Source organism: Negativibacillus massiliensis (genome assembly GCF_900148495.1).
Lineage (GTDB): Bacteria > Bacillota > Clostridia > Oscillospirales > Ruminococcaceae > Negativibacillus > Negativibacillus massiliensis.
On sequence record NZ_FTRU01000008.1, the window covers coordinates 222957 to 240851 of the forward strand.

A 17895-nucleotide genomic window follows, 5' to 3' on the forward strand; every position below is an offset into this window, starting at 1 on the left:
ACATGAATCGGAAAATGCAGTATAATAAAAATCGAAAGGATAACAATCCAGAAGGAGGCGTGAGTATGAAAACAAAGAAAATAACAGCGGTAGTTTTGTCGATGGTAATGCTTTTGACCCTGCTTACCGGATGCGGCATGAACAAGGAAAAAGCGATTGAGCAGATGGGAGAAGCACTGAATGCCGGATACGAGATGAACAGCGGCAAGATTTCTGCGCAGATGAATGCACAGGTTACTCTGGGCGAAGATTCCATTCCGATGGAACTTGCAATCGATGGAGCAGTAAAAGACCAGATGCAGACCATGGCAATGAAGATAAGCGGTACAATTATGGGAATGCCGATTGACAGTGAGGTTTATCAGCTGGATGGTTTTAGCTATACCAAAGATCCATCGAGTGAACAGTACATCAAAATACAGTCTCCAACCGCAATGATGGATTACCAGAAACTGCTCACCTTGGGACAGGACGAAATGGTTGATCTTTATATAGAAGGTGCAAAAGCAGCAGAAGATTTTGCCTTTGCCGAAGAAGAAAAAGGGCTTCGCGTGAGCTTTACCATGCCGCAGGAACAGCTGGAAGGTATGCAGCAGAGCATGAGCAGCATGATGATTGACGACGTAATTCCAGCAATGGAGGAACAGATGCGCGCAAGCGTCAAGGAACAGGTCAATGCGATGATGGAAAGTATGCAGCTCGATCCGGAAACAATGAGTCAGGATCAGCTGGATACTCTGATCGAACAGCAGATTGCTGCAGTTGTTGAAATGGAAAAACAGTTGTTCAATTCTCTCAAAATTTCGGGAATCAACTGCGATATGCTGATTGAAAACGGAGTGATTAATGACCAGACCATGAAGATGGATATGGAATTTGCACTCAAAGGTCTGGTGGAAGCGTTAGGAGTGACCGAAACTACGGACATTCCGGAAACCTGTGCACTGAGCATGGAGATCCATAGTCTGATCGAAAATCGTAACGAAGATATTGAAATTGAAATGCCGGAATTTACTAGCGAAAATGTTCAGGAAATGTAAAAAAACAATAGCAGAAAGAATCAGGGGCACCTGCCCCTGATTTTTGTGTTAAGAGGAGAATGGGATGAGAACACTCAGATATGAAATTACACCGGAATATGACGGAATGAACGTCGAGCGATACCTGAAAAAGGTACATGGCTATTCCAGCCGCACTATCGTAAAGCTAAAGCACTATGACAGAGGAATGTATTTAAACGGGGCACACACCCGAACCATCGATCTGCTTCACCCTGGAGATGTGCTGGAAATTACCTTTCTGGACAGCGAAGAACATGGCGTGGAGCATTTCATTCGTTCCAACCGTCAGGTTCAGATCGTTTATGAAGACCACGATTTAATCGTCTTTAACAAACCTGCGGATATGCCCTGCCATCAGTCCTGCGGACATGCTGCAGACACTCTGGCAAATGTTTTTGCTGCGCACTGTGATAAGTTGGGAATGGATTTGATGTATCGTCCGCTCAACCGTCTGGACCGCGATACCAGCGGAGCGGTGCTGGTTGCTAAAAATCGGTTTGCAGCAGCCACTGTTACCAATAATTTTCACAAGACTTATCAGGCGATTCTGGATGGAATTCCGCCGCAGATGGAAGGCAGAGTGGATGTCCCGATTCGGAGAGAATTTCCAGAGGAAATGCGTCGTATCGTCGCAGATGACGGACAGCGCGCCGTCACCAATTATCGGGTACTGGTGCAAAGCGGAAATTTAAGCTTGGTTGATTTTGTGCTGGAAACCGGACGAACCCATCAGATCCGAGTGCACATGGCTTATCTTGGGTGTCCGGTTTTGGGGGATGAACTGTACGGAAGAAAAAGTGAACTGATTTCCCGTCAGGCACTTCACTGCCGGCATATTGCATTTCCTCAACCGGTGAGCAGGGAAGAAATCAGGGTGGATTGTCCGCTTTTGCCGGATATGCAAGAACTTTGTATAAAAATGGGGCTAAACCTCGATATAAACGAATAAATATACATAAGTTATCCAACACTTTATTTCTGTAAAGCATTGAATATCTTTTGGAATAATGGAATAGAAAACAAAGACAAACAAAAAATAATGCGGATAAATAAGCGGATAAGGGGAATAACGATCGTCAAAAGTTGGTATAAAATATCCACGATTTGTTATAATTTATGCAAAACGAACAAAAAAGAGCTGCAATGAATATTTTTTCAAAAAACCTCTTGAAATTGCAAAAATATTCAGTATAATAAAGAACATCGATCAAAACCGCAAAGGATAAGCGGTAAGCTTTTGGAATTAATATATCGAGCGATAGAAAAGAGAGAGTATTTTAAGGAGGAAAACAAAATGAAAAAATTATTTGCAGCTGTTCTGTGCGCAGCTATGGTTCTTTCCCTGGGCGCATGCGGAGGCAGCGAGAACACATCCGCAGAAGCAACATCCGACGACAACAAACTGTATGTTGGTACTGAGGCTGGTTTTGCACCATATGAGTATATGTCCGGTGACGAAGTAGTCGGTGTTGATATGGACATTGCACATGCAATTGCAGATGCAATGGGCAAAGAGCTGGTAATCAAAAACATGGACTTTGACGGAGCGCTCAATGCAGTACAGCAGGGTCAGGTAGACTTTGTTGCAGCAGCTGTTTCGGTTGATGAAGAACGTCAGAAGGTAATGGACTTCTCCCACAACTATGTTGATTCCAGCGATGTTGTAGTTGTTAACGCAAGTGCAGGTACTGTCAATACAAACGAAGAGATTGCTGACAAGGTAATCGGTGTTCAGCAGGGCAATATTGCAGATATCTGGGTAACCGATAATTATCCGGATGCAGAGGTAAAACGTTATACCAAATTTGTTCAGGCTGCTGAGGACCTCAAAAACAACAAGATTGATGCAATCGTTATGGACCTGTATCCAGCACAGGAACTGGTAGCAGCAAACCCAGAACTGAAGATTCTGGACGAAGAAAACCCACTGTTCGTTGACCAGTATGCAATTGCAGTGAAAAAAGGCAACCAGGAACTGCTTGACCAGATCAATGAGGTAATCGATCAGCTGATCGCAGACGGCAAGATCGAAGAATTTACTGCAAATCACGCAACCGCAGAATAAGAAACAGAATAAAATCAGTGCAACAGCAGGCGCAGTGTAGTGTCTGCTGTTGCGTCATGTTTTGAGATACTTTATCAGGATAAAGAAAGGAACGGTGCAATTTTGGATTACATTCTCAATCTGGGACAGCGTTACTACGACGCATTTTTTGCTGATGCCCGCTATACAGCTTATCTGGAGGGTATTAAAAATACGCTGATTATCTCGCTGTTTGCGGTACTGCTGGGTGTGCTGCTGGGTGTGCTGGTGGCAGTGGTGAAATATGTTGCAAAGGGAAGCAAAAATCCTGTTATTCGTTTTTTGGATAAGGTGTGCAAACTTTATGTAACAGTAATCAGAGCTACCCCGGTTTATCTTCAGATCTTTATTATCGCAAACCTGATTTTTACTGCCCGCAATATGGAAATCTATGCCGCAATTACCTGCTTCGGCATTAACTCCGGTGCTTATGTTTCGGAAATTATCCGTGCCGGAATCGAGTCGATCGACAGAGGTCAGTTTGAGGCAGGTCAGAGCTTAGGTCTCAGCCAGGGAACCATCATGAAATCGATTATCCTTCCACAGGCAATCAAAAATATCCTGCCGGCGTTGGGCAATGAGTTTATTACCCTGATCAAAGAGACCGCTGTTGCAGGTGCGATTGCCGTTACCGACGTGACCAAGGCAGCACAGTACATCGGTTCCAGAACATGGGATGTTCTGCCTCCGCTGTTCATTGCCGCGGGCATCTATCTGATTATCGTTTTAGGCCTGACCAAACTGCTTGGAATGTTTGAAAGGAGACTGGCAGCAAGTGATCACCACTAAAAATCTGTGTAAAAGTTTTGACGAAAATACCCATGTTCTCAAAGGAATCAGCGAGACCATCAACAAAGGAGAAAAGGTGGTTGTAATCGGTCCATCCGGTTCGGGAAAATCGACCTTCCTGCGCTGCCTGAATCTTCTGGAGACACCAACTCAGGGAGAAATCTGGTTTGAGGGAGAAAACATCACCGATCCAAAATGTGATATCCAGAAGATCCGTCAGAAAATGGGAATGGTGTTCCAGCAGTTTAACCTGTTCCCTCACATGACCGTTCTGCAGAATATCACCTTTGCTCCAGTAAAACTGGGCCTGATGAATCAGCAGGATGCAGAGAAAAAAGCAAGAGAACTGCTCTCCCGAATCGGACTTGCAGATAAGGAAAATGCTTATCCGGCACAGCTTTCTGGTGGACAGAAGCAGCGTATTGCTATTGTGCGCTCTCTGGCTATGAATCCGGATGTAATGCTGTTTGACGAACCTACCTCCGCACTGGACCCAGAGATGGTAGGAGAAGTACTGCAGCTGATGAAGGAACTTGCAGATGACGGTATGACCATGGTAGTGGTTACTCACGAGATGGGCTTTGCAAAAGAAGTTGCAACCCGCGTTATGTTTATTGACGAAGGTGTTGTAAAAGAGCAGGCACCTCCGGAAGAGTTTTTCTCCCATCCAAAAGATCCAAGATTGAAAGAATTTTTGTCTAAAGTATTATAGTTAAAAAAGCGGGAACGAAGGTTCCCGCTTTTTTTACGGTAATTTTTGTAAAATTTACAGATTAGTTTGGAAGTTTTCCAAAGAAGTGTTATAATAAAAGCTCAGACAAATTTTATCAGAATAGTAAGTTATCAACATTTAGTGTTTTTGTATCAGAGGCAGATGGGAGCGAATAGATTGAAAGTTTTGTTTTTGGGAGATGTTGTTGGAAAATCAGGATGCGATTTTGTGGCAAGGCATCTGGGAAGCATCAAAAAAACGTATGGAGTGGATGCTTGTATTATCAATGGAGAAAACTCGGCAGAAGGAAACGGAATTACACCGGACAGCGCAAGAATGCTGTTTGACGCCGGAGCCGATGTCATCACAACAGGAAACCATGTCCTGAAACGAAAAGAAATCTTTCCAAAACTGGACGAACAAAACGGAATTATCCGTCCGTCAAACTATCATCACAGTGCTCCGGGAACCGGTGTGTTTGTGCTGGACAAGCTGCGCTGGCAGCTTTGTGTCATCAATCTTCAGGGACAGGCTGGAATGGAACCCTGCGGCAATCCGTTCGAGAAGATCGATCAGCTGTTACAGGAACTTCCGTATAAAAATATTCTGGTAGACTTTCATGCTGAGATGACTTCCGAGAAAAAAGCAATGGGCTATTATCTGGATGGAAGAGTTTCCGCTGTTCTGGGAACACACACCCATGTTCAGACCGCGGATGAACGGATCCTTCCAAAAGGAACTGCCTATATCACCGATGCCGGAATGTGCGGCGGCAAAAACTCAGTGCTGGGTGTAAAAAAAGAAATCATTATCCAGAAGTTTTTAACCAATCTTCCGGCACGCTTTGAGTATGACCATCAGGATATGGAACTCAATGCGGTTTTGATCGAAATCGACAATGCAAGCGGAAAAGCACAGGATATCCAGCGCATCCGTATCGAAGAATAATGGAAGAATGGAAACCAGGCAAACAAAAAGTACGAGCTTTTGACATAACTTTGTGCTATGATAAAATAACCCAGATAATCTTCTGGAGTTTTGGGAGAGGATACGATGAAACTGACAGTTCGCTTGATCGCGCTGCTTATGGGTATCCTGATGCTTTCAGGATGCGGTCCATCGACGATTGGGGAAAAACAGTCTTTTAATCCGAATTTGACAGTGGGGGAATCTCAGGAGCAAACCCAAGAGAATACACAGCAGAAGGTAGACACTCTCAAGCTTCCCTGTGACTATGATTCCCTGATTGCTTCGCCGTGGAATTGTGCGGATCAGAACAGCCGCAAGGCAGCGATGCTTCTTTATGATTCCCCTGTTTTCCTGACACAGCAATTTCAGGCAGAACCAGCTTTGGTGACTGTTTCCGGTTCCGGAACACAGTGGACACTAACAGTTCGGGATGGGGTGACCTTTTCAGATGGTTCTGCATTGACAGCACAGGACATCGATAACAGCCTGACAATGGCAATGGCGGAAGGTTCCTATTACCGCAATGCTTTAACCAATATCAGTTCCCATAAGGCGACATCCGATACACAGGTGGAGGTTACATTGAACACAGCGGACGCTCTGTTTGCAAATCTTCTGACCTTTCCGGTGGCAAAACTTTCTGGAAGCACCTATATCGGTACGGGAAAATATGTTTACTCAGCAAAGGGAGAATCCTCACAGGACAGTACCATCTTAAAGAAAAACCCATCCTATTGGGGCGAGGCTTCCAGCATCGACCAGATTGAACTGATCTCACTGACCAAAAAGGATGTTGCAACCTACAGCCTGAAACTGGGTGAGATCGATGGACTTTATACCGAAGGAGCATCTTCGGATATTGCAAATCTTTCTACCAGCAATTATCCAGTTACCTCAAACCAGTTGATTTTCCTGGGAGCAAACTCGACTAGAGGAGATACTGCCAATGCAGCTTTGCGCCAGGCAATCAGTCTTGCTTTGGACAGACAGTATCTAATTCAGTCAGCATTTTCGACTTCTGCGATTGCTTCTGCTTCGCCGCTTCACCCTAACTTTTTGTCCAGTACACCAACACAGGATCTGGAGGGAGCAAAAAAACTGCTTTCAGATGCAGGACTTACTTCGGAAGGAAGTACACTGCAATTAAGTTTGCTTTATTGCAGTGACGGTGCAGATCGCTTGCAGACAGCCAACCAGATTGCGGCCCAGCTTGCCGAGGTTGGAATCGAAGTGACGCTGGAAGCGAAAAATCAGGAGGAATATTTTTCGACGCTCAATTCCGGTTCTTATGACCTGTATTTGGGAGAGATTCTGCTTGGAGACGATATGGATCTGAGTCATCTGCTCACCAAAGGAGAGCGATATGGATATGGTTCAGCACCATCTGAGGCGCTGACAGCTGCCTATCAGACCGCATTTTCTACCGGGGAAGGCTGGGATACTTTTGTTACCACATTCCAGCAGGAATATCCGGTTATTCCGCTGGCATTTCGCAACAATACCTTCTCACTTGCCAGAAAATACTCCCTTTCGGTAAATGCGACCCGCAATAATCTGTTCTATCAGATGGAAGATTGGCAGTAAGAATATTGTAACACTTGTTAAACTTAACATGGGAATGGAATTTCCATTCCCACATATTTGTAAATAAAGCATGAAATAGCGAAAAATAAACGGGAAAGTCTATTCAAACGGGCGTAAATAAGGTATAATTATATCATTGATAGGTATGCCCTTAAAAAGCGTCGTTCCGGCGCAAAGAAAGGAACGTGTGATTTATGATTAAATTTGAAAATCATCTCGGATCAATCGAAATTTCCCAGGATTATTTTGCAAACCTGGTAGGCCACGCTGCTTCGGAATGTTTTGGTGTTGCCGGAATGGTCGAAAGCACGGCTTCCCAGGGATTACGATATATTCTGAAAAAAGATGAGGCACAGGATAAGGGAGTAAAGGTGCGCTATGTTGGCGGCGGTCTGGTCATTGACCTGCACATTGCTGTTACCTATGGCGTCAATATCTCGGCTATCGTTAAGAGCATTGTCAACAAGGTTCGCTATACTGTGGAAGAAGCAACTGGCTTCCAGGTAGCAAAAGTCAATGTCTTTGTTGATGACATGAAACAATAAATCTGCTTTCAGGAACCCCATGTTGTCAGGAAAGACAGGTATAGTTTGGTTAAGGAGTGTTTAGTGTGATAAAGGGAAGTCAGCTCAGAGATGCGTTTATCTCTGGCGCAAACAGCATTTCAAATTGCAGACAGCAGGTAGACGCGCTCAATGTATTCCCTGTACCGGATGGTGATACCGGTACAAATATGTCGATGACCATCAACGCTGCAAAACGGGAACTGGAAACTCTCAAGGATGATCCAACCGTTGAGCAGGTATCCAAAAAGGCAGCTTCGGCTCTTCTGCGTGGTGCGAGAGGAAACTCTGGTGTTATCCTTTCTTTGCTGTTCCGTGGATTCTCCAAAGGTCTGGAAGGCAAGGAAGAAGCAGACGCAAAGGATATTGCGCATGCACTGTCTCTTGGTGTTTCTGCTGCTTATAAAGCAGTTATGAAGCCGACAGAGGGTACTATTCTGACCGTTGCGAGACTTGCCTCTGAACATGCACAGCAGGTTGCCCAGCAGGAAGAAGTAACCGAAGTGATGATGTGGAAAGAGATCCTTTCTGCAGCAGAGGATGCGCTTGCACAGACTCCGGAGATGCTTCCGGTACTTAAAAAGGCAGGCGTTGTCGATGCAGGCGGTCAGGGCTTTGTGGAAATCTGGAAAGGTATGCTGTCGGTAATCGAAAACGAACAGATCATTCCTTCCGAAGAAGAAGCTCAGGCAGCTCCAAAAGAGAAAAAGGCACACGGTGTTGCAGCAGAGTTCAATGAAGAGGATATTCATTTCTGCTATTGCACCGAGTTTATCATCAACAAAGAGCATCCGGATGCAGACCCGCTTTCTCTGCGTGCATATCTGGAATCCATCGGTGACTGTGTTGTTGTAGTTGATGATGAAGAGATCATCAAGTGTCATGTACATACCAATGAGCCAGGTAATGCAATTCAGGCAGCACTGAAGCTGGGTTATCTGACTAATATGAAGATCGATAACATGAAAGAACAGCACGGCGATAACAACAAGCTGGTCGATCTGGAAGCAGAAGGACAGCCAGCATTCCCATATAAGGCTGTTGATCCGGATAAAGAATATGGTTTTGTTGCAATTGCAGCAGGCGAAGGTGTAAAACAGCTGTTTGTTGATCTGGGTGTTGACAATGTTGTCAGCGGTGGTCAGACCATGAACCCATCTACCGATGATATTCTTTCCGCAATCCATGCAACTGCAGCAAAAAGAGTTTTTGTTCTTCCAAATAACAAAAACATTATCATGGCAGCAGAACAGGCAGCAAATCTGGCAGACCGTAAAGTAGACGTTCTCCAGACCAGAACCATCCCACAGGGACTTTCTGCAATGCTGGCATTTGATCCGGAAGCAGACCGCAAACAGAATGTTACCAACATGGTTCAGGCTTATGAAAGAGTTGGAACCGGTTCGGTTACCTTTGCAGCACGTGACAGTGACTATGAAGGTCACAAGATCAAGAAGGGCGAACTGCTAGCACTGGAAAACGGAAAGATGTCCTTTGTTGATACTGACCTGAAAAAGACAGTAGTTAAACTGACCCACAACCTCACCAAGAAATCACCAAACAAGGATGCAAGCTTTGTTACTCTGATTTACGGTGAAGATGTTGCAGAAGACCAGGCAGAAGAAATCCGCGAAGCAGTAGCAGAACGTCTTGGCGATAGCGCTGAGGTTGTTCTGATTGCAGGCAAACAGCCGGTTTACTACTTTATCATTTCGGTTGAATAGGAATTATAAAAAAGAGCGGTTCATTGGAACCGCTCTTTTTGCGTTTATACATAACAGATTAGATTGCACTCCATTCACACACATCGGAAAGGTAGATGTACATTGGTGAATAGGAATTGGTGATATATTCCACTGGATTATCACAGAATGTGAGTTCTCCGGGGTATTCGCTTTGCAGAGAACGGGAAATGGTAAAGCTGACGGATGTTCCTTTTTCAGAGGAAAAGATGGAAATATCTCCGTCGTGATGATTGACAATCATCTTGCACACGGTTAATCCCAACCCAAGGTGAGAAAAATGCAAATCTTCCCGGCTACTGGTAAAGTATGGCTCAAATACATGAGGGAGTACATCCGACTGGATGCCAAGACCATTATCTGATACCACAAAACGAACAGAACGTTTGCTGACACTGACTTCGATGTGGATTGTTTTGAGTTCTGCGTCAGGATCGGCAAAAGCAATCGAATTGGAAAGAAGGCAGGTCAAAACAATAACCAGTTTATCAGGGTCAAGATTCAGGTCAATTTGCTCAGAGGGAAGATGAAAACTCAGCTGAATTCCAACGCATCGAACCACCATCTGGAGATGTTTGAACAGGTCCTCAAGATAAGGATTGAGAGAAATCAGTTTGAGATTTCGTTCTGCCAAACCATTTGAGTAGGCAGTATATTCTGAAAGAATGCTGCATGATTTCAGCATGTGATAGCAGTGCTGATTAAGCTGCTGCAAGAGCGTCTCACAGGAAACGATATCTTCCACTTCCAGTCGGCGTGCCATGGTGGAAATACCAGAAAAGATAGATCCTAGAGGGTCACGCAGAGCAATATTAAAATTTTGAAGCATTTTCTGGGAAAGATTGGTGTCAGAAGGGAAAAGTTCACTGCTGCTTACCGAAAAGTGGACAGCGGCACCAATCCAGACATGAGCATCGTCATATAATGGCGAAAATGTTAGAACTGTATTTACCATCGGAAGGCGGGAAGGACAGGAGAAGGATGCGTCCTGTGTACGCATTGCAAGAATGACGGAAGACAGGTCATATCCTTTCATCATTGAAATTACATTGTCCTTGCTGCACAGAAAAGGATATCGATCTTTTAAATATTGATTCTCCCAAAACTGGGTTAAATTTTCATCAACAAGTGCAATCGGCAGTGGAACAAGATCAGAAGAGTCCATGATGGATTGAAAATAAGATTCTATCAGTAAATTAAAATCCTGCGTCATAGCACACCTCTTTCCAAACAGTGAAGTATAGTTAGCTTTTCTTTTTGGCAGGAAAATATACATTTATTATTTTTCGACATAAAATGACAAAATATGACATCACAGCTTTAGTATAACGAATAATTTTAAAAAATGCAAATATCCTTTTATCAGCCTATGAAGGGGACAGGTAACAGGTGAGACATTTTTTGAGTCGAAAGTAAAAGAATGTAACGGAAAAAACGCAATTTTCTATGTGAAAACTTGCAAAAATCAATCTGACAACACGAGAAAAATCAGTCATATAGTAAAAATAATAGTTAAAAATATAACAAAGGGATTGTATATTTCAGGAAAATAGGGTAATATATAAGAGAACTAAATTTTAGGAGGTTTGATTCAAATGGCAATTAAAATTGGTATTAATGGCTTTGGTCGTATTGGTAGATTAGTATTCCGTGCAGCAATGGCTCAGCCGGATGTATTTGAAGTAGTAGGTATTAACGATCCATTTATTGGCCTTGATTACATGGTTTACATGACAAAATATGACTCCATGCATGGTCAGTTTAACGGCACACTCGAAGTAAAAGATGGCAAATTCGTTGTAAACGGTCACGCAATCAACGTATATGACTGCAAAGACCCAAGCGAAATTCCATGGGCTGAGTGCGGCGCTGAGTATGTTGTAGAATCCACTGGTGTATTCACAACAACCGAAAAAGCTTCCGCTCACATCAAAGCTGGTGCAAAGAAAGTTGTTATCTCTGCTCCTGCAAAAGATAAAGAAACTCCAACCTTCGTTGTTGGTGTAAACCATGACAAATATACAAAAGACATGACAGTTGTTTCCAACGCATCCTGCACAACCAACTGTCTGGCTCCACTGGTAAAAGTTATCAACGATAACTTCGGCGTTGTAGAAGGTCTGATGAGCACCGTACACGCTACCACAGCTACCCAGAAGACCGTTGACGGTCCTTCCAACAAAGACTGGAGAGGCGGACGTGCTGCTGCTGGCAACATCATCCCATCTTCTACCGGTGCTGCAAAAGCATGCGCTCTGGTTATCCCAGAAGTTAAAGGCAAACTGACTGGTATGTCCTTCCGTGTACCAACTCTGGACGTATCTGTTGTTGACCTGACTGTAAAACTTGCTAAACCAACCACTTACGAAGAAATCTGCGCTAAAGTAAAAGAAGCTTCCGAGACCACCATGAAAGGTATCCTGGGCTACACCGAAGATATGGTTGTATCCTCTGACTTCCTGGGCGATCCAAGAACTTCCATCTTCGACGCAAAAGCAGGTATCATGCTCAACGATACATTCGTAAAACTCGTATCCTGGTACGACAACGAATGGGGTTACTCCAACAAAGTTCTCGAGCTGATCAAACATATGTCTGCTGTTGACGCTCAGTAATCAAATATTGATTTTGAAGGACCGAAGCCAAAAGGCTTTGGTCCTTCTTTTTTGGAGTGGATCTAAAATAGAGGTTTTTTGTCAAACTTTTGTACACAAAAGTTTGCGGATTCCAAAGGCAGAGCCTTTGGGCGCTCGTCGCAACGAGCGAAATCTCTTATCGTCAGGCGCTCAGTGGGAGAGCTCGAAAACCTTTTTGCAAGAGAAAAGGTTCTCGAAAACCAATTATAAGTAGCATGCTACCAGCAAAAATTATCTGGTGGATGATTTTTGCGCGCATAAAACTACGGTTTAACCCTGTAAATTGTTTAAAACTTTGTTTTGCGGGAAAGTTGTAGTTTCAGATTTATCATACCAAAAATATGCAATAAATATAGACTTATTTTATCTTGCAAAATAAGTCTATATTTATCGAAAAATGCACGCTATCATTTGATTATAGTGAGGTGCAGATGATGTTCAGGATACAAAAAGGGTATGATACGGAGTCAAAAACATTTCGTTTACCGGTTGGTATGATAAGGAAATTAGAAGAAGTTGCAGCGAAAAACAATACTTCACTGAATCGGGTGGTGATTCAGTGCCTGAACTATGCATTGGAGAATTTGGACGAATCAGATCATGATGTTCCAAAAGAATAAGATCAGACAGGAAATTTTTACCCGAAGCCTTTGGCTTCGGGCTTTTTTTATGTAAAAGAACGGAAAAGAAAAAATCAAAAGCAACTTTCTTTCGATAAATTTTGTGGAAAGAAGTATGTTATGATTAACGCTGCGGATTTGTCAGAAATATACCAGAAAAGCAGAATAATAAGTTCAAATTGGCAGTTTTCCTATATCGTTTTACTAAAAAAAACACTTCAAACTGTATAAAGTGTCATAACGTGACAGAATAAAAAGGCTTAGAACAGTGCGAGATTTTGTTAATATACAACAAAGTTTTTGTAAAGCTCAAAATGATATTTCATGATTTTATACAATAAATGCTTGAAAAAATGCTGGTTTTCTGGTATGATAATGCTAAACACGAGGGGGTTGATAGTATGTATAAAGTAAACAAAAAAGATGAAGTACCAATTTATCTGTTCCATCAGGGAACAAATTATAAGGCATACGAGTTTTTGGGTTCCCACTCGTCTAAGCGAAAAGGCGTATCCGGTGCGATTTTTCGTGTATGGGCACCACACGCCCTGAGTGTTTCGGTTGTCGGTGATTTTAATGATTGGAATCGAACACAAAATCCAATGGAAAAAATTAGCGACAATGGATTGTGGGAAGGTTTTGTACCGGACATAAAACAATACGATCTGTATAAGTATAGTATTGAGACACAGGAAGGAAAGATCCTGCTCAAGACCGATCCGTACGCATTTCACATGCAGACCCGCCCGGAATCAGCATCCCGCTTTTATGAGCTTGGAAAATATCTCTGGAAAGATCAGGCGTGGATGGATAAAAGAAAACTGCAGAACCATGTGGGTGAGCCAATCAACATCTATGAGGTAAACATTGGTTCCTGGCGTCAGTACGAGGATGGACAGTTTTTTGATTACCGCAAATGTGCGGATGAATTGGTGTCTTATGTCAAAGATATGGGATATACTCACGTGGAACTGATGCCAATTACCGAATACCCGTTTGACCCATCCTGGGGTTATCAGGTAACCGGATATTTTGCAGCAACTTCTCGTTATGGCACCCCAAAGGACTTCATGTACTTTGTCAACAAGATGCATGAAAACAATATCGGTGTCATTATGGACTGGGTTCCAGCACATTTTCCGAAAGATGCACAGGGACTATACGAGTTTGATGGTTCCCAGTGTTATGAATATCAGGATATTCAAAAACGGGAACACCCGCATTGGGGAACCAGAATTTTTGATTTTGGACGTCCAGAGGTGCAGAGCTTCCTGATTTCCAGCGCAATGTTCTGGGTCGAAAAATTCCACATTGATGGACTGCGCGTTGATGCGGTAGCATCGATGCTTTACTTGGATTACGGAAGAGAATCCTGGGAATGGACACCAAATGTTCATGGCGGAAACGAAAACCTGGAAGCAGTGGAATTTTTAAAGAAACTTAATTCTGCAATTTTAGGAGAACATTCCGATGTCCTGATGATTGCTGAGGAATCTTCTGCATGGCCGCTGGTAACCAAACCGCCATATGTGGGAGGATTGGGCTTTAACTTTAAGTGGAATATGGGCTGGATGAACGACATGCTCAATTACATATCGCTTGATCCGATTTATCGTTCCTATAACCATGATAAATTGACCTTCAGCATGATGTATGCTTTTTCGGAAAACTATGTGCTTCCGCTTTCCCACGATGAGGTTGTTCACGGCAAGTGTTCGCTCATCAATAAGATGCCGGGAGAATACAGCCAGAAGTTTGCAGGTATGCGCACCATGCTCGGTTACATGATGGCGCACCCAGGCAAGAAACTTTTGTTCATGGGACAGGAATTTGGACAGTTTATCGAATGGAACTTTGAAAAAGAACTGGATTGGCAGCTGCTCTCCTATGAAAGCCACCGCAAGCTGCAAAGCTTTGTAAGGGATCTTAACCACTTCTATCTGGAAAATTCTCCAATGTGGGAAATTGATGATAGCTGGGATGGATTCCAGTGGCTGGTTCATGATGATAACACCCAGAATGTTGTGATCTTCCGCCGTACCAATGATGAGGGCGACGATGTCATTGCAATCTGTAACTTTGCTCCGGTAGAACGTGATGGATATCGTTTCGGTATTCCGGAAGAGAAGAATTATGAAATCGCGCTCAATTCGGATGATATCCGATATGGCGGAAATGGCATTAAAGAAAAAGAGATTATCCTTTCTGAAAAGATTGCAATGCATGGTAAAGCAAACTCAATTGCAGTGGATATCCCTCCAATGTCTGTAATGTATCTGAAACCTTCTAAGATTCAGCCGGAATCAAAAGAGGACAATGTTATTGATGTTGAGGTAACCGAAGAGCCTGCAAAAGAATCCAAGCAGGAAGAGAAACCAAAGCGTACCCGCAAAAAAGCAGTGACAGCAGAAGAAACAGCGGCGCCAGTGGAAGAAAAGCCGAAACGCACTCGCAAGAAAGCGGCACCAGCAGAGGATGCAGCACCAGTAGAAGAAAAACCGAAGCGTACCCGGAAAAAGGCAGTGACAGCAGAGGAGACAGCGGCGCTAGCAGAAGAAAAACCAAAACGCACCCGCAAAAAGGCAGCAGCAGAAAGCACGAAGCAGGAAACTGCTGAAAAGCCAAAGCGTACCCGTAAAACAACAAAAACACAAGAATAATCTTGTATCAAAACAACCGGTCAAACCGGAAATAGAGCAACTCATTACCAGAGGGGGATAAACATGATCGTAAAGAAAGAATGGATCGCGATGCTTCTGGCAGGTGGACAGGGAAGCCGTCTGCACGCACTCACCAGAGATATCGCAAAACCGGCAGTGCCGTTTGGAGGCAAATATCGAATTATCGATTTTCCTCTTTCCAACTGTGTAAACTCGGGAATTGATACGGTAGGCGTACTGACCCAGTATCAGCCGCTTCAGCTCAACGAATATCTTGGCAACGGACAGCCTTGGGACCTTGACCGTATCCATGGCGGTGTCTATGTGCTGCCGCCTTACCAGAAGAGCTCCAACTCAGACTGGTATACCGGTACAGCAAACGCAATCTATCAGAACATTAACTTTATCAACCGCTATGATCCGGAATATGTTGTCATTCTTTCCGGTGACCATATCTATAAGATGGACTATTCCAAGATGCTGGAATTCCATAAGGAAAAACAGGCGGACTGCACCATTGCTGTTATGGAAGTTCCGTGGGAAGAAGCATCCCGTTTTGGTATCATGGCTTGCGATGAAGAACAAAAAATCTATGAATTTGCAGAAAAACCAAAGGAACCAAAGAGCAATCTGGCTTCGATGGGAATTTATATCTTCTCCTGGAGCAAACTGAGAAAATATCTGGAAGAAGATGAAGCAAATCCGGATTCCGAAAACGATTTTGGAAAGAACGTTATTCCAGCAATGCTCCAAAACGGTGAGAGAATGTATGCGTACGCTTTCCAGGGATACTGGAAAGACGTAGGAACCATTGATTCTCTGTGGGAAGCAAATATGGACCTGCTCAATCCAAACGTACCGCTTGACCTGTATGACGACAGCTGGAAGATCTATGCACGAAATCCAGTTATGCCGCCGCAGTATGTTGCAGATGGAGCTATTACCCAGAATGCAATGATCAGCGAAGGTTGTTTTGTAGAGGGCGAAGTTGATTTCTCTGTTTTGTTTGCCGGCGTTGTGGTAGAAAAAGGTGCTGTGGTTCATGACAGTATCGTAATGCCTGGTTCGGTTATCAAAGCAGGTGCAGTAGTGGAATATTCGATCGTGGCAGAGAACGCAGTAATCGGAGAAAACGCAGTAGTAGGCTGCCGTCCGGAAAATGTTGAGGACAAAGCAAGCTGGGGCGTTACCGTAATTGCAAAGGGAATCCATGTTGGCAAAAACGTCAAGGTTCCGGCAAAAGCAATGATTGAACAGGATATACCGGAGGTGGACGGAAATGATGAGTAAAACACTGGGAATTGTATTTTCCAATATGCATGATTCCATGCTGGGACAGCTGACAGAAAACCGTACCATGGCTTCTGTGCCATTTGGCGGAAGATATCGTCTGATTGACTTTGTATTATCTAACCTGATTAATTCTGGCATCAAGGATGTCGGTATCATCACAAAGAGCAATTTCCAGTCCTTGATGGATCATGTTGGAAATGGTAAGGAATGGGATCTTTCTCGTAAGAAAGGCGGCTTGACCATTCTTCCTCCATATGGAAGCCAGGAGGCAGTTCTTTACCGTGGTCGTCTGGAAGCACTGGGAAACATTTATAACTATATCCGTTCCTCGAAAGCAGAGATCGTTGTTATGACAGACTGCGATAACATCACCTCCATCGACTATTCGGATGTGCTGCGTTACCATAAAGAAAAAGATGCCGATATTACGGTAGTATATAAACATAAACCGATTACCGACTCCATCCATCGTGATGTTATCACCATCAGCATGGATGAAAACAAACGTGTTAACGGTGCATTTATTAACCCTGAGCAGGAAGAGGGCAATGTTCTGCTGAACATGACAGTAATCAGCAAACGTCTGCTGGAAAGAATCATCAGCGAAGCATCCAGCACAAACTTCTACAGCTTTACCCGCGGTGTTCTGCAGCAGGGAAATCAGCGTCTGAAAATCTACGGCTATGCTTACGATAATTATGTAGCAGACATCAAGTCGCTTCAGTCTTACTATGACTGCACAATGGAACTGCTGAATCCAGATGTACGTCGTCAGCTGTTCCCACCGGAACGTCCGGTTTACACCAAAGTACGAGATGAAGTTCCAGTTCGATATGGTATCAATGCAAGTGCAAAGAATTCCATGATCGCAGACGGATGTGTCATCGAAGGAACAGTAGAAAATTCGATTATTTTCCGTGGTGTTAAGATTGGCAAGGGTGCGGTTGTGAAAAACTCGATTCTGATGCAGGGAACTTATGTCGGTGAAAAGAGCGTACTTGATTGCGTTGTTACCGATAAGGATGTTATGATTCGCGATTCCAAGACCCTGATTGGATGCAAAGAGTATCCATTCTTTGTTAAAAAGGGTACCGCAGTATAAAATGAAAGATGCAGGAAGTCCCTCCTTGTCATCCAAGGAAGGGACTTCCCTTTTCAAAATCAAGCGTATCTGAAGGGGGCA

14 protein-coding genes are annotated in these 17895 nt (G+C 43.6%); 13 read left to right on the top strand and 1 reads right to left on the bottom strand.

The genetic code is table 11. The features are described from left to right. Positions 1–65: 65 nt before the first annotated feature. From BQ5375_RS07180 to BQ5375_RS07220, 9 genes are all read left to right on the top strand, one after another. Entirely contained in the window at positions 66–1040 is a 975-nt protein-coding gene (locus tag BQ5375_RS07180) for a hypothetical protein (RefSeq protein WP_022132409.1), read from the top strand. Between the two features lie 64 nt (positions 1041–1104). After that, positions 1105–2010 (top strand): RluA family pseudouridine synthase, encoded by a 906-nt coding sequence (locus tag BQ5375_RS07185; protein WP_022132410.1) that lies wholly within the window; start codon positions 1105–1107, stop codon positions 2008–2010. A 345-nt stretch (positions 2011–2355) separates the two neighbouring features. Next, entirely contained in the window at positions 2356–3126 is a 771-nt protein-coding gene (locus tag BQ5375_RS07190; protein ID WP_022132411.1) for a transporter substrate-binding domain-containing protein, read from the top strand. 102 nt (positions 3127–3228) lie between these two features. Next, the gene (locus BQ5375_RS07195) at positions 3229–3933 is read left to right on the top strand and encodes an amino acid ABC transporter permease (protein ID WP_076918108.1); all 705 of its coding nucleotides are present in this window, start codon (positions 3229–3231) and stop codon (positions 3931–3933) included. Next, the gene (locus BQ5375_RS07200) at positions 3920–4645 is read left to right on the top strand and encodes an amino acid ABC transporter ATP-binding protein (protein ID WP_022132413.1); all 726 of its coding nucleotides are present in this window, start codon (positions 3920–3922) and stop codon (positions 4643–4645) included. The genes BQ5375_RS07195 and BQ5375_RS07200 overlap by 14 nt, the downstream gene beginning before the upstream one ends. Before the next feature lie 177 nt (positions 4646–4822). Further along, positions 4823–5593, top strand: coding sequence for a TIGR00282 family metallophosphoesterase (locus BQ5375_RS07205; protein WP_022132414.1), 771 nt, complete (start codon positions 4823–4825; stop codon positions 5591–5593). 105 nt (positions 5594–5698) lie between these two features. Further along, positions 5699–7198, top strand: coding sequence for an ABC transporter substrate-binding protein (locus tag BQ5375_RS07210; RefSeq protein ID WP_022132415.1), 1500 nt, complete (start codon positions 5699–5701; stop codon positions 7196–7198). 194 nt (positions 7199–7392) lie between these two features. Further along, the gene (locus BQ5375_RS07215; RefSeq protein ID WP_022132416.1) at positions 7393–7743 is read left to right on the top strand and encodes an Asp23/Gls24 family envelope stress response protein; all 351 of its coding nucleotides are present in this window, start codon (positions 7393–7395) and stop codon (positions 7741–7743) included. A gap of 65 nt (positions 7744–7808) precedes the next feature. Next, on the top strand, positions 7809–9485 hold the full coding sequence (locus BQ5375_RS07220) for a DAK2 domain-containing protein (RefSeq protein WP_022132417.1): 1677 nt from the start codon (positions 7809–7811) through the stop codon (positions 9483–9485). A 58-nt stretch (positions 9486–9543) separates the two neighbouring features. Here BQ5375_RS07220 and BQ5375_RS07225 read toward each other — a convergent pair whose 3' ends face one another. Further along, on the bottom strand, positions 9544–10716 hold the full coding sequence (locus BQ5375_RS07225) for a sensor histidine kinase (RefSeq protein ID WP_022132418.1): 1173 nt from the start codon (positions 10714–10716) through the stop codon (positions 9544–9546). Positions 10717–11098: 382 nt separating this feature from the next. On the opposite strand from BQ5375_RS07225, the gene gap reads away from it, so the two are divergent. The 4 genes from gap to glgD all read left to right on the top strand — a co-directional run bounded on the left by gap (position 11099) and on the right by glgD (position 17814). Continuing rightward, entirely contained in the window at positions 11099–12118 is a 1020-nt protein-coding gene (gene gap, locus BQ5375_RS07230) for a type I glyceraldehyde-3-phosphate dehydrogenase (RefSeq protein ID WP_022132419.1), read from the top strand. A 1042-nt stretch (positions 12119–13160) separates the two neighbouring features. Beyond that, a complete protein-coding gene (gene glgB, locus BQ5375_RS07240) occupies positions 13161–15419 on the top strand; it encodes a 1,4-alpha-glucan branching protein GlgB (protein ID WP_076917649.1) in 2259 nt (752 codons plus the stop codon). A 63-nt stretch (positions 15420–15482) separates the two neighbouring features. Continuing rightward, a complete protein-coding gene (locus BQ5375_RS07245) occupies positions 15483–16709 on the top strand; it encodes a glucose-1-phosphate adenylyltransferase (protein ID WP_022132422.1) in 1227 nt (408 codons plus the stop codon). Beyond that, positions 16699–17814, top strand: coding sequence for a glucose-1-phosphate adenylyltransferase subunit GlgD (glgD, locus tag BQ5375_RS07250; RefSeq protein ID WP_022132423.1), 1116 nt, complete (start codon positions 16699–16701; stop codon positions 17812–17814). The genes BQ5375_RS07245 and glgD overlap by 11 nt, the downstream gene beginning before the upstream one ends. Positions 17815–17895 lie beyond the last annotated feature (81 nt).

Coding starts and splice junctions, on each gene's coding strand:
- BQ5375_RS07190 (WP_022132411.1), top strand. CDS start 2,356: ATGAAAAAATTATTTGCAGCTGTTCTGTGCGCAGCTATGGTTCTTTCC.
- gap (WP_022132419.1), top strand. CDS start 11,099: ATGGCAATTAAAATTGGTATTAATGGCTTTGGTCGTATTGGTAGATTA.
- glgB (WP_076917649.1), top strand. CDS start 13,161: ATGTATAAAGTAAACAAAAAAGATGAAGTACCAATTTATCTGTTCCAT.
- BQ5375_RS07245 (WP_022132422.1), top strand. CDS start 15,483: ATGATCGTAAAGAAAGAATGGATCGCGATGCTTCTGGCAGGTGGACAG.
- glgD (WP_022132423.1), top strand. CDS start 16,699: ATGATGAGTAAAACACTGGGAATTGTATTTTCCAATATGCATGATTCC.
- BQ5375_RS07210 (WP_022132415.1), top strand. CDS start 5,699: ATGAAACTGACAGTTCGCTTGATCGCGCTGCTTATGGGTATCCTGATG.
- BQ5375_RS07225 (WP_022132418.1), bottom strand. CDS start 10,716: ATGACGCAGGATTTTAATTTACTGATAGAATCTTATTTTCAATCCATC.
- BQ5375_RS07185 (WP_022132410.1), top strand. CDS start 1,105: ATGAGAACACTCAGATATGAAATTACACCGGAATATGACGGAATGAAC.
- BQ5375_RS07180 (WP_022132409.1), top strand. CDS start 66: ATGAAAACAAAGAAAATAACAGCGGTAGTTTTGTCGATGGTAATGCTT.
- BQ5375_RS07215 (WP_022132416.1), top strand. CDS start 7,393: ATGATTAAATTTGAAAATCATCTCGGATCAATCGAAATTTCCCAGGAT.